14 protein-coding genes and 1 pseudogene are annotated in these 11,726 nt (G+C 59.0%); 2 read left to right on the top strand and 13 right to left on the bottom strand.

Features of this window, described 5'->3' with window-relative positions; translation table 11 throughout:
• Positions 1-2: 2 nt before the first annotated feature.
• The 13 genes and pseudogenes from fliR to fliF form a co-directional block, all read right to left on the bottom strand.
• Positions 3-795, bottom strand: a pseudogene (gene fliR, locus ACTJI7_RS08395) (flagellar biosynthetic protein FliR); the annotation flags it as partial.
• Between the two features lie 7 nt (positions 796-802).
• On the bottom strand, positions 803-1,072 hold the full coding sequence (gene fliQ / locus ACTJI7_RS08390; RefSeq protein WP_003859587.1) for a flagellar biosynthesis protein FliQ: 270 nt from the start codon (positions 1,070-1,072) through the stop codon (positions 803-805).
• A gap of 9 nt (positions 1,073-1,081) precedes the next feature.
• Positions 1,082-1,819, bottom strand: coding sequence for a flagellar type III secretion system pore protein FliP (gene fliP, locus ACTJI7_RS08385; RefSeq protein WP_028013705.1), 738 nt, complete (start codon positions 1,817-1,819; stop codon positions 1,082-1,084).
• Complete coding sequence (fliO, locus tag ACTJI7_RS08380) at positions 1,819-2,193, bottom strand: flagellar biosynthetic protein FliO (RefSeq protein ID WP_136485477.1); 375 nt, start codon at positions 2,191-2,193, stop codon at positions 1,819-1,821. The genes fliP and fliO overlap by 1 nt, the downstream gene beginning before the upstream one ends.
• Positions 2,194-2,195: 2 nt before the next feature.
• Positions 2,196-2,609, bottom strand: coding sequence for a flagellar motor switch protein FliN (fliN, locus tag ACTJI7_RS08375; RefSeq protein ID WP_003859592.1), 414 nt, complete (start codon positions 2,607-2,609; stop codon positions 2,196-2,198).
• Positions 2,606-3,610 (bottom strand): flagellar motor switch protein FliM, encoded by a 1,005-nt coding sequence (gene fliM / locus ACTJI7_RS08370; RefSeq protein ID WP_028013703.1) that lies wholly within the window; start codon positions 3,608-3,610, stop codon positions 2,606-2,608. The genes fliN and fliM overlap by 4 nt, the downstream gene beginning before the upstream one ends.
• A 4-nt stretch (positions 3,611-3,614) precedes the next feature.
• Positions 3,615-4,085 carry a flagellar basal body-associated protein FliL gene (gene fliL, locus ACTJI7_RS08365; RefSeq protein ID WP_021241388.1) on the bottom strand — a complete coding sequence of 157 codons (471 nt, stop codon included), beginning with the start codon at positions 4,083-4,085 and terminating at the stop codon, positions 3,615-3,617.
• A 106-nt stretch (positions 4,086-4,191) separates the two neighbouring features.
• Positions 4,192-5,424: a flagellar hook length control protein FliK gene (fliK, locus tag ACTJI7_RS08360; RefSeq protein ID WP_136485479.1), complete on the bottom strand. Its 1,233-nt coding sequence runs from the start codon at positions 5,422-5,424 to the stop codon at positions 4,192-4,194.
• The gene (gene fliJ, locus ACTJI7_RS08355) at positions 5,421-5,864 is read right to left on the bottom strand and encodes a flagellar export protein FliJ (RefSeq protein ID WP_006811155.1); all 444 of its coding nucleotides are present in this window, start codon (positions 5,862-5,864) and stop codon (positions 5,421-5,423) included. Before fliJ ends, fliK begins: the two co-directional genes overlap by 4 nt.
• A 21-nt stretch (positions 5,865-5,885) precedes the next feature.
• Positions 5,886-7,256, bottom strand: coding sequence for a flagellar protein export ATPase FliI (gene fliI, locus ACTJI7_RS08350; protein ID WP_023330814.1), 1,371 nt, complete (start codon positions 7,254-7,256; stop codon positions 5,886-5,888).
• The gene (gene fliH / locus ACTJI7_RS08345; protein ID WP_136485481.1) at positions 7,256-7,963 is read right to left on the bottom strand and encodes a flagellar assembly protein FliH; all 708 of its coding nucleotides are present in this window, start codon (positions 7,961-7,963) and stop codon (positions 7,256-7,258) included. Before fliH ends, fliI begins: the two co-directional genes overlap by 1 nt.
• Positions 7,956-8,954, bottom strand: coding sequence for a flagellar motor switch protein FliG (gene fliG / locus ACTJI7_RS08340; protein ID WP_014832476.1), 999 nt, complete (start codon positions 8,952-8,954; stop codon positions 7,956-7,958). Before fliG ends, fliH begins: the two co-directional genes overlap by 8 nt.
• Positions 8,947-10,626 (bottom strand): flagellar basal-body MS-ring/collar protein FliF, encoded by a 1,680-nt coding sequence (gene fliF, locus ACTJI7_RS08335; RefSeq protein ID WP_440670254.1) that lies wholly within the window; start codon positions 10,624-10,626, stop codon positions 8,947-8,949. The genes fliG and fliF overlap by 8 nt, the downstream gene beginning before the upstream one ends.
• Before the next feature lie 228 nt (positions 10,627-10,854).
• On the opposite strand from fliF, the gene fliE reads away from it, so the two are divergent.
• Together fliE and yedD are read left to right on the top strand one after the other, a co-directional pair.
• On the top strand, positions 10,855-11,169 hold the full coding sequence (fliE, locus tag ACTJI7_RS08330; protein ID WP_013097729.1) for a flagellar hook-basal body complex protein FliE: 315 nt from the start codon (positions 10,855-10,857) through the stop codon (positions 11,167-11,169).
• A gap of 75 nt (positions 11,170-11,244) precedes the next feature.
• Positions 11,245-11,658, top strand: a complete 414-nt coding sequence (gene yedD / locus ACTJI7_RS08325; protein WP_045260349.1) for a lipoprotein YedD — start codon at positions 11,245-11,247, stop codon at positions 11,656-11,658.
• Positions 11,659-11,726 lie beyond the last annotated feature (68 nt).

Raw genomic sequence — 11,726 nt, 5'->3', positions numbered from 1 at the left:
TGAGGACTATTATTTACGTGGCAATTCGCTGACAATATCCGCTAACAGATTGAATATCTCGCCGAATAAATGTTCACAGAAGGGGGCGATAAGTGGCATCAGTAATGACATTAATAAAATTCCGACCGTCAACGTTAGCGGAAAACCAATCACAAACACCGAGAGCTGCGGTGCCATTCTGTTCAGTAAGCCTAATGCCAGGTTGACGGTGAGCAGCAGGGTGATGATCGGCAGAGCCAGCATCAGACCGTTGAGGAAGATCAGCCCCGCCGCGCGGGTCAGCGCGAGGAAGGCATTGCTGTTGACCGGGTTATCACCGATCGGCAGCGTATGGAAAGTATCCACCAGCATGGAGATGAGCCACAGATGACCGTTGAGCGACAGAAACAGCAGCATGGCGAGCAGATCGATGATGCGCGCCAGCACCGGCATGTTGAGATGGCTGCCGGGATCGACAAACGTGGCGAACGATAGCCCCATCTGCAGGCCAATCAACTCGCCGGCCGTGCGCACGGCGGCGAAGGCGAGCTGCATGGTAAAGCCCACGGCGACGCCAATCATCACCTGCTGTAAAGCGACCCATATTGCGTTAGCCGAGAAGATGGGAATATTCACGGGTGGCAGGGAAGGGGCGACGATAATGGTGATGATAATGCCCAGCCCCACCTTAACGCGCTTGGGGATCGATTTCTCGCTGAGAATGGGGGCGGTGGAGATCAGCGCCAGAATGCGCAGCATCGGCCAGAAATAGACGCCGAGCCACTGAACCCACTGGTCGCTGGTGAAGTGCAGCATCGTCAGGTCAGCCGATGATGTACGGCAGATTGGTAAACAGGTTGCGCATATAATCCAGCAGCAGGTTCAGCATCCACGGTCCGGCCACGATAATCGCCACGAATACGGCGATGATTTTCGGGATAAACGACAGCGTCATTTCGTTAATCTGCGTGGCAGCCTGAAGAATACTGATAATCAGGCCGGTAACCAGCGCGACAAGCAGCAGCGGCGCGGCAACGGCAATCGCGACTTTCATCGCTTCCGTGCCCATCATCATGACCGATTCGGGTGTCATTGCCGTTCCTTAACTGTAAAAACTTTGCGCCAGCGAGCTGACCAGCAGCTGCCAGCCGTCGACCAGCACAAAAAGCATGATCTTAAAGGGCAGGGCAATGGTGGCGGGCGGTACCATCATCATCCCGAGCGCCATCAGGACGCTGGCGATCACCAGGTCGATAATCAGGAACGGGATAAAGATGGTAAAGCCAATCTGGAACGCGGTTTTCAGCTCGCTGGTGACATAGGCCGGCAGCAGAATGCGCATCGGTACCGCTTCCGGGCCCTGCAGCTCGCCGGTGTTGGACAGGCGGGCGAAGAGCGCCAGGTCCGCCTCGCGCGTCTGGCGCAGCATAAATTCTCGCAGCGGCTGCGCGCCTTTTTCCAGCGCCTCCTGCATCGAAATTTTGTCTTCGCTGAACGGCTGGTAGGCGTCGGTATAAATCTTATCGATCACCGGCGACATGATGAAAAAGGTCAAAAACAGCGCCAGCCCAAGAAGCACCTGGTTTGGCGGCGCCGAAGGGGTGCCCAGCGCGTTTCGCAGCAGACCAAAAACGATGATGATGCGGGTAAAGCTGGTCATCATCAGCAGAATGGCCGGAATAAAGGTCAGCGAGGTGATGAAGACCAGCGTCTGAACCGGGAGCGACCAGCTCTGGCCGCCGCCCGCAATCGGCGTGGAGACCAGACCGGGCAGCTGCGCATAAACCGCAGGAGCAAACAGGCCAACGCCCGCAAGCGTCAGGGATAACAAACGGCGCATCAGGTTCTCCCGGAACGCTTAAGCAAACTCTTCATGACGGACTGAAAATCCGCAGGGGCTTGTGCGCGCTCGTCCACCGTGACCGGGGCGGGCGGCAGTCTATGTAATACGTTGATGTTTGAGCCGGTTACGCCCAGAACCAGACGCGCATCTTCCACATCGACGATGACCACGCGTTCGCGCGGCCCAAGCGTCGTGCTGGCGCTGACCTTCAGGCCGCGGGTGCCGGCAGTTTTACCCGCCAGGCCAAAACGCTTTGCCAGCCAGGCGGCGATAAGAATAAAGGCAATAATACCGAACAGCGCCCCGCTCACCTGGAGCAGCGGGGAGCCGGGAACGGCGGAAGGCTGTGATATTGTTGCCTGGGTTTTCATGCTTAACGGCTCAGACGACGCATGCGTTCAGACGGGGTGATGATGTCGGTGATGCGCACGCCGTATTTATCGGCAACCACCACCACTTCACCCTGGGCAATCAAATAACCGTTGATCAGAATATCCAGCGGCTCGCCGGCCAGGCCGTCAAGGGCCACAACTGAACCCTGCGTGAGGCGCAGCAGCTCTTTAATGGTCATCCGGGTGCGTCCCAGTTCAACGGTCAGCTTAACCGGGATGTCCATAATCAGGTCGATGTCCTGCAGCGTGCCGCTGACGTCGCCGCCGCCTAATTGCTGGAATACCGCGTCCGCCGCGCTTTTTGTCGGAGTCGTTTTTTGCTCGTTTAACGCGTCAGCCCACAGATCGTCCAGTGCTCCGCTGTTTTCATCGGACGGATTGTTCATGTCACTCATTTGGGCTGTTCCTCATTCAGCGAATTCAAAATCGGGTTGATCAAGTGCTCAACGCGTAACGCATACTGACCGTTAATCGTGCCGTACTGGCTTGTAAGTACGGGGACACCATCTACGTGGGCAATAATGCGGTCGGGTTTGTCTATCGGCAAAACGTCGCCGGGTTGTAATTTCAGGATCTGGGATAACCGCATCGAAATGTCGGCAAAGTTCGCCACCAGCTCCAGCTGCGAGTGCTGCACCTGGCGCACCAGGTTTTCACGCCAGTTCTGATCTTCGTTGCGTGAGTTCTCCAGCGGCGGGTTAACCAGCAGCTCGCGCAGCGGTTCAATCATGCTGAACGGCAGGCAGATATTGAACTCACCGGTCAGGTTACCGATCTCCACGTGGAACGGCGTATTGACGACGATATCGTTCGGGGAGGTGGTGATATTGGTAAATTTCACCTGCATCTCAGAACGGACGTACTCCACTTCCAGCGGGTTAATCGCTTTCCACGCGTCGCTGTAGGATTCCAGCGCCAGCTTCAGCATGCGGTTAATGACGCGCTGCTCGGTGTGGGTGAATTCACGACCTTCCACTTTGGTCGGAAAACGCCCGTCGCCGCCGAACAGGTTATCCACCGCGATGAACACCAGGCTTGGGGAAAACACCACCAGACCGGTGCCGCGCAGCGGCTTCAGATGAATCAGGTTAAGGTTGGTTGGCACCGGCAGGTTGCGGGCAAACTCATGATACGGCTGGATGCGGATCGCACCGACCGTGATATCCGGGCTACGACGCAGCAGGTTAAACAGTCCCATACGGAACTGACGTGCAAAACGTTCGTTAATGATCTCCAGTGCCTGCAGACGTTCACGTACCACGCGACGCTGGGTATTGGGATCGTAAGGACGAATATTATCGTCGCCGGTGAGACCCGGTTGCGGGTCGTCACTCTTATCGCTGTCGCCGTTAAGCAGCGCGTCGATTTCTGCCTGAGAAAGAATACTGTCGCCCATGTCGTTACCGCAGAATAAAGGCTGTGTACAGAACGTCAGTGACTTCCTGCTTAGGTTGACCGTTTACCAGCGGGGTGGCCAGCGTCTGCTTGATGGCGTCGACCAGCTTTTGCTTACCCACGTCGGTAGCCAGCGCGGAGGCGTCCTGACGAGAAAACAGCAGGAGAAGGCGGCTACGCACTTCCGGCAGATAATCGTTCAGGCGCGCGCGGGTTGCTTCGTCCTTCAGGCGCAGCGTAATACCGACATACAGCACGCGATCCGCGTCACCGAGGTTAACGGTGAAGGTGTCCAGAGGGAAAAAGACCGGCGCCGGCGGTGGGGCAGGTTCGGCTTTGGCCGCAGCGGTTGAAGGTTCCTGCTGCATACGCCAGTAACTATAGCCCGCGGTAGCGCAGGCGGCGAGCGTGATCAACACCAGCAGCGGGATCCAGATGGAACGCTTGCTTTTTTTGGTGATAGCGGAGTCTGTCATCTGATACGAGCTTCCTGTTTCGGTACAGCTTAATAAGGTGATTATCCCGTGTCCTGCCGTCGTCAAAGCGTGGAAAAGACGGGGATAATCACGCTACCTCTGGCGTTTAGGCGAAGATGTCTACGGCACCGTTACCGCGCGCCGCGGATTGCAGGGCGGCAGGGGTCGGCAGGAGCTCATCGCTCTCTTCATTAAAACCGCCGTGCTGGCCCGGGCGTGAAGCATGGTGCTGCTGGGATGAAGACTGCTGTTGCCCGGCAAAGCTCTCGCTGCTGACGCTGCTTTGAGAAAGCTGAATGCCGTTTTCCGCCAGCGAGGTCCGCAGGACCGGCAGCGCGGCTTCCAGCGCCGCGCGTACGTGGCTGTGCGCAGAGACCATCTGCAGCTGTGCCTGGTTATCGTCCAGCTTCAGCGAGATTTGCACCTGGCCCAGATCTTCCGGGTGCAGGCGCAGCTCCGCCGTCTGCTGGCCCTGCTTAGTGAACAGGGTGATGTGCTGGCTCAGGGACTGCTGCCATTCATGTGTGCCCAGAGGCTGGCTTAGCACCGGGGCGGTGGCAACGGTTGCGGCAGGCTGGCTGGCCGCATGGCTGGAGATAATCGGCGCCAGGGTAGCGGTCGGCGAAGATGACGAAGAGGCGCTGGCGAAGTCCTGCTTCTCAGCGGCTGCGGCCACGACCGGTGTGGCTGGCGCGTTGGCGGCGAGATCCGGACCGTTGTTCTTCGCCTGGCTCTGATAGGACGCAGAAAGCGGCGCTTTATCATGGCTTCCCGCAGGCGCGTTCAGGGACGGCGGCTGTCCCGCACCGTTTTGCGAAAGCGTGGCTGAACTCAGCGCCGAGGTGGCGTGAACGCCGTCGCTGCCTGCCGCACGAGAGGCGGTCGTCTGCTGGTGCGGCAGCATAGCCATCAGCGCGCTTAGCCCCGCCAGCTCTTCTTCGCTCAGCTCGGTTTTAGCGTCATCTTTACCGTTGGCCGCGGTGAGCGTCTTCAGCGCGTCGCCCTTTGACAGCGGTACCAGCCCGGAGACCAACGTTTCAAGCGGCGCGGGCTCCGACGTTTCAACGCCATTCAGCGCAGGCTGACGCGAGAGCAGGTCGGCAATTTTGGCCTGCAGAGCGGTATCGCCTTTGGCCTCCTGCGCGACTTTCGACAGCTTGCTGCCGGCGGCTTTCAGATCCGCCAGGGTGAGCGGCGCATCGTTGCCCTTGCCCGTTGCGTCCGTCAGGGCGCCCGCCAGCAGGGAGAGAAAGTCCTGTGCCCCCTCGGAGCCTTTCCCTGTTTGCATCCCGCCTGACGGGTCGCTGTCGCTCATCAGCAGTTGTTGCAGTGTGATCATTCCGGTTTCCTCATTGATGCGCGCTGGGCAAACTCATCCATTTTCTTCTGATCCAGGCGGTTTTCCGCCAGGGTCGAGGCTGCAATCTGCCGGTCCTGTAAGGTCTGCCAGGCCTGCAGCCGCTGTTTTTTCTCGCGCCAGAAATTCAGCGCGGTATCGACTTTTTGGGTCCACTGGTTTAGCTGCTGGCGGTGCTGCTCTATCGCCTTCTCGAGCGTCTGGATAAACTGCTGATAGTTAATCCAGCGCTGGCTGCCAATGCCCTGCGTCATATCGGTATTGAGGTTGGTGCGATATTCATGCTGATAGTCGATTAACATCTTCAACTGTTCTTCAGCCTGCTGGCACCCGCGTCGCATTGCGCCAAGCTGCAATGCGGCATCATCAACTTCTTTTTCAGCCAGATCTTTCAGCGTTGATAACGCGCTGTTTTGCGCCATGACCTTCGCCCTCCACCTGTGTTACACCTGCGGGAAAATCAGCTCCAGCGCCTGGATTGAATCTTCCCAGTCGGCACGCTCAAAAATGCCCTGTTGTAAAAACGCCTCCAGCTGCGGCCACAGGCTAATCGCCTTATCGAGCATCGGGTCGCTGCCTTTGGCATACGCCCCCACGCTGACCAGATCGCGGTTGCGCTGGAAGCTGGAAAGCAGTTGTTTGAAGTTACGCACGCGGGCGTAGTGCTTCTCGGTAATCAATGCCGTCATCGCACGGCTGATGGACGCTTCAATATCAATTGCCGGGTAGTGCCCGGCTTCGGCCAGGCGGCGCGACAGCACGATATGGCCGTCCAGGATCGCGCGCGCGGAGTCGGCAATCGGGTCCTGCTGGTCGTCGCCCTCGGTCAGCACCGTATAGAACGCGGTGATGGAGCCGCCGCCGCTGATGCCGTTCCCCGCACGCTCTACCAGCGCCGGAAGTTTGGCGAAGACCGAAGGCGGATAGCCTTTGGTGGCCGGCGGCTCGCCGATGGCCAGCGCAATTTCACGCTGCGCCATCGCGTAGCGGGTGAGGGAGTCCATGATCAGCAGCACGTGCTTGCCGCGGTCACGAAAATCTTCGGCGATACGGGTGGCGTAGGCGGCACCCTGCATACGCAGCAGCGGCGACACGTCCGCCGGCGCAGCGATCACCACCGAGCGGGCGCGGCCTTCCGCACCCAGAATGTTTTCAATAAAGTCTTTTACTTCGCGACCACGCTCGCCGATCAGCCCCACGACAATCACGTCGGCCTGGGTATAGCGCGCCATCATGCCGAGCAGGACGGATTTCCCGACGCCGGAACCGGCGAACAGGCCCATGCGCTGTCCGCGCCCTACGGTGAGCAGGGCGTTAATCGGACGCACGCCGGTATCCAGCACGTGCTCAATAGGGGTACGCTGCAGGGGGTTGAACGGCTGGGTAATCAGCGCGCCGGTTTCGGTGGTGTCCGGCGCGGGCAGGCCATCCAGCGGCTTCCCGCTGCCGTCCAGTACGCGGCCGAGCAGGGCAGGGCCAAGCGGCAGCTGTTTCCCGCTTTGCAGCCCGTCGCCGCTGATGTTTTTCGCGTATACGCGCGCGCCGGGCAGAATGCCTTCCACCTCTTCAAGCGGCATCAGGAACAGGCGCTGGCCGTTAAACCCGACCACTTCGCTTTCCACTTCACGCGTTTCCTGCCCATCCTGACGCTCAATGACGCAGGTCGCACCCAGGGGAAGCTGCAGGCCGGTGGCCTCCAGTACCAGACCGGTGGCGCGCGTCAGTCGCCCATAACGACGAACAGATGGCAGTTGCGCCATCTTCGTCTCAAAGTTGTCGAGCGTGGTGAGCCAGCGGGTAAGGCGTGCGGTCATCAGACGACTCCCGGTGCCGCCAGGCGACACAGTTCCTGCCAGCGGGTGGCGACGCTGGCATCCAGGTCGCCTTCATCGGCAGAGACTTTGCATCCGCCGTGGTGTAAGGATGGGTCGCCGCGCAGACGCCAGCCGTGCAGGCTAAGCGTTGCGCCAAGGCTCTCTTCAACGCGCTGCAGATCGTCCGGGTGGACGCGCAGCTGCGGTTTGCCGCTGAACAGCGGCTCCTGCTGAAGCAGACCCTGAATTTGTTTGATCAGTGCGGTATTATCCACCACGGGCGTCTGGCCGATAACCTGACGCGCCGCCTCCAGCGCCATCTGCATCAGACGCGAGGCAATCACGCTGTCCAGCGCGTCCAGCGTGTGCTGGAACTCGCTGACCAGCTGCTGCATGCGGGCATGGATCGGCGCCTGCTGCTGGCGCGCCTGATCGATGCCGTGCTCTAACCCTTTCGCCAGGCCTTCCTGGTACCCCAGATCGTGCCCCTTCTGGCGGCCTTCGTTCAGACCGGCGTTATAGCCCTGCTCGTGCGCCTGCATTTGCAGCTGCGCCAGCATCTGCGCTTGCTGCTCCTCTTCGCTCAGCTCGGGCTGTTCAACGTCCGCGTCGGGCTCTGCGGGCGAGACCACCGAAGGCGTGAATTCGGCAAGGGGAGGGGCCAGATCGTCCGGCGTCCAGCGCTTCCACGACAGCTCATTAGACATAGGTGTCGTCTCCGCTGCCAATCACCATCTCGCCGGTTTCCGCCAGACGACGAACAATAAGCAGGATGGCTTTCTGTTCGTTTTCCACCTGAGACAGACGCACCGGGCCGCGGTTGGCAAGGTCGTCGCGCAGGATATCGGCCGCACGCTGGGACATGTTGCGCAGGAACTTCTCGCGCAGCGGCTGTTCGGCGCCTTTGAGGGCGATAAGCAGCGACTCGGAATCCACTTCCTGGAGCAGGCGCTGGATGCTGCGGTCGTCCACTTCGACGAGGTTTTCGAACAGGAACATCTCGTCGATGATTTTCTGCGCCAGCTCGCCGTCGAATTCGCGAACCGCCGAAATGACGGCTTCTTCCTGCTGCGTTTTCATCAGGTTGATGATTTCCGCCGCCGTTCTCACGCCGCCCATTTTGCTGCGCTTGAGGTTCTGACCGTCGAGCAGGTTGTTCAGCACTTCGGTCAGCTCCGCCAGCGCGGCCGGCTGAACGCCGCCGAAGGTCGCGATACGCAGCATCACGTCGTGACGCAGGCGCTCTTCGAACAGGGCCAGAATATCCGCCGCCTGGCCACGTTTGAGGTGAACCAGGATGGTGGCGATAATCTGCGGGTGCTCGTCGCGAATCAGGTCGGCGGCGCTCTGCGGCTCCATAAAGTTGAGCGTTTCGATACCGCTGGCGGTATCGCGGGTTTCCAGAATGTCTTCCAGCAGGCTGGCGGCACGCTCTTCGCCCAGCGCCTTGACCAGCACGGAGCGCAGGTAGTCGTTGGCGTTGACGTTCAGCGCGGCAAACTGTTCGGCTTCCTGTTCAAACTCTGACAGCACTTCGGTCAGCTGTTTGTTGGAGATTTGACGCACGTTGGCCATCGCCGCACTGAGAATTTGCACTTCTCGCTGGGAGAGGTGTTTAAACACCTCTGCCGCGCGATCTTCGCCAATGGTCATCAGCAGGATGACGCTTTTATCGGTGCCCGTAAGCGTATTACTCATGTTCGTTACCCATCCACTGGCGGATGACCAGCGCCACGACGCGCGGATCGTTATCTGACATTTCGCGAATGCGCTGGCTCATCACCTCAGCGCCCATGCGCTGGTTAGCACGACGCTGCTGCATCTGTTCATCTTTGCTGAGGCGAACTTCAACCGCTTCTTCCGTTTCCTGACGCGTATTCATCTGCTCGCGCGCCGCTTTTTCGGCTTCCGCACGACGCTGGAGCTGAGGACGAACGCCCTTACGCCACAGCAGCCACGCGACAATCAGCACCAGCAGCCAGCGGCCTGCGGACATCAGCTGGTCGATAAACGCCTGCTGTTGCCAGAACGGCAGTTCACCGCCGGTCTCTTCAACCGAGTTAAACGGAGAGTTCACCACGTTGAGGGTATCGCCGCGCTTCTCGGAGTAGCCCATCGCTTCGCGGGTCAGGTTTTCAATCTGCTTCATCTGCTCGGCGGTTAACGGCAACGGTTTGCCGTCCGGCAGGGTTTTGTAGTTCACCACCACCGCAACGGAAAGACGCTGAATATCGCCCACGTTCAGCTTAGTGTGGCGGATCGTCCGGTCCACTTCATAGTTCGTGGTTTCGTTACGGCTGCTGGAGCGCGGACCGGCGTTATTGGTCGTTGAGGTGGTCTGCTGATTATTTTGCTGACCGTTCTGCTGGTTGGCCGGCGGCGTGGAAATCGGCGCCGCGTTTGCTGGTGCTGGCTGGTTAGAGAGCGCGCCCGGCACGCCGCCAGGGTAGGCCCCGCCGATCTGTTCGCTGGAGTTGATCTGGCGTGAACGCATGACCGCCTGAGCCGCATCGCCGTTCGGGCTGTATTGCTCTTCGGTTTGTTCTTTATTAGAGAAGTCAATCTGCGCGGTCACCTGGGCGTGCACGTTGCTGTTGCCCACCACCGGGCCGAGGATCGCTTCGATGCGGCGCTGGAGACGGCTTTCAACGTCGGCGGCGTATTTCAGCTGCGCGTCGTTCAGGTCACGCCCGGCGGTATTGGATTGCGTCAGCAGGTGTCCGCTTTGATCCACCAGCGTCACGTTACCCGGCGGCAGGCCGGCGACGGCGCTGGAGACGAGATGCGTTACCGCGCTGATTTGCCCTTCGTCCAGCGCGCGGCCGGGCTCGAGGTTCACGGTAACGGAGGCTGAAGGGGATTTCTGTTCACGAACAAATAAAGAGGGTTTAGGCATTGCCAGGTGCACGCGGGCACTCTTTACCGGGCCTAACGTTTCAATGGTGCGTGCCAGCTCACCTTCCAGCGCACGCTGGTAGTTCACCTGCTCGCTGAACTGGCTGATGCCGAATTTTTCCTGGTCCAGCAGCTCAAAGCCGACCGCGCCGCCCTTTGGCAGGCCCTGCTGTGCCAGGCGCAGACGAAGCTCGTGCCCTTTATCAGCAGGTACCTCAAGCGCACCGCCATTATCGGCAAAGCGATACGGGATGTTCATCTGGGTAAGCTGTGTGACGATGGCGCCGCCATCCTGATCGGAAAGGTTGCTGTAGAGCGTGCGGTAATCAGGGCTTTTCGCCCATAAAACCATCGCTACAAGGATCGCAATTGCGGCAGCGCCTGCCACGATCAACGGGATTTTAGGATTCGCGCGAAGGCGGTTCATCCACTCGAGTGATTTATTTTGTGGCGCTGTCGATGCTGTTGCACTCATTGCGCACCTCTTAAATCCTGGTGGTTTACGTTATTCGTGTAGAGAAACAAAACTGACTCCCGGGTCGGCAAACACGACAAAAGTTCCATATTGATGGCCCTGCCATTATTTGACGATTCCGGATTTTCTATGCGTCAAATAACCTGGTTTTTTCACGCTATTTACCGCCATTATCTTATTGACAAGCTGTTAGTCTTGACCCCGTAAAAAACCATCCAGGGGAGAGTCATGGCTATACAGGGCATTGAAGGGGTCATCAGTCAGTTGCAGGCAACGGCGATGACGGCCCGTAATCAGAATGTGGCAGAACAGCAGCCGACCATCAGCTTTGCGGGGCAACTGCATGCCGCTCTTGACCGTATCAGCGATACCCAGACCGCTGCGCGTACGCAGGCGGAGAAGTTCACCCTCGGCGAGCCGGGCGTGGCGCTCAATGATGTGATGACCGATTTGCAAAAAGCCTCGGTTTCCCTGCAGATGGGGATCCAGGTGCGTAACAAGCTGGTGTCGGCGTATCAGGAAGTGATGGGGATGCAGGTTTAAGCCCCCCTCGATCTTCGCTGGCAGCCTCAGCGCTTTAATGCCACAATATTTTTTTCTTCGAATGCAGGAAAGATGATGAAAAAAATAGCAATTGCTGGCGCGCTGCTGGCACTGACCGGGTGCGTTCAGGTCGATAACTATAATGACGTGATCAAGCATCCCGTCCCGGCGAACCTGGCGGGATACTGGCAGTCGAAAGGGCCGCAGAGCAGTCTGGTCAGCCCTGAAGCGATTGCCACACTGGTGGTGACGGAAGAGGGCGATACGCTGGACTGCCGCCAGTGGCAGCGCGTGATTGCCGTACCGGGTAAGATCATGCTGCGTTCAGACAGCTATTACAACGTCACACGCAAGCTGGATATTTATCCGCTGGATCGCGACGGCGCTACGCTTGAATATGACGGGATGGAGCTGCAGAAGGTTGATCGCCCAACGGTGGAATGTGCGGATTACCTGAGCAAGAATCCGCTGGAGAGTAAACTGCCCTAAGGGTAAAAGCAAAACGGCAACCTCGTTGCCGTTTTTGGTGTTTGCGCCCTCTCCCTGTGGGAGAGGGA

Source organism: Enterobacter sp. 22499 (genome assembly GCF_052044815.1).
Lineage (GTDB): Bacteria > Pseudomonadota > Gammaproteobacteria > Enterobacterales > Enterobacteriaceae > Enterobacter > Enterobacter bugandensis.
The sequence above is the reverse complement of the archived record's forward strand: the minus strand, read 5'-3'. Positions and strand labels throughout refer to the sequence as shown.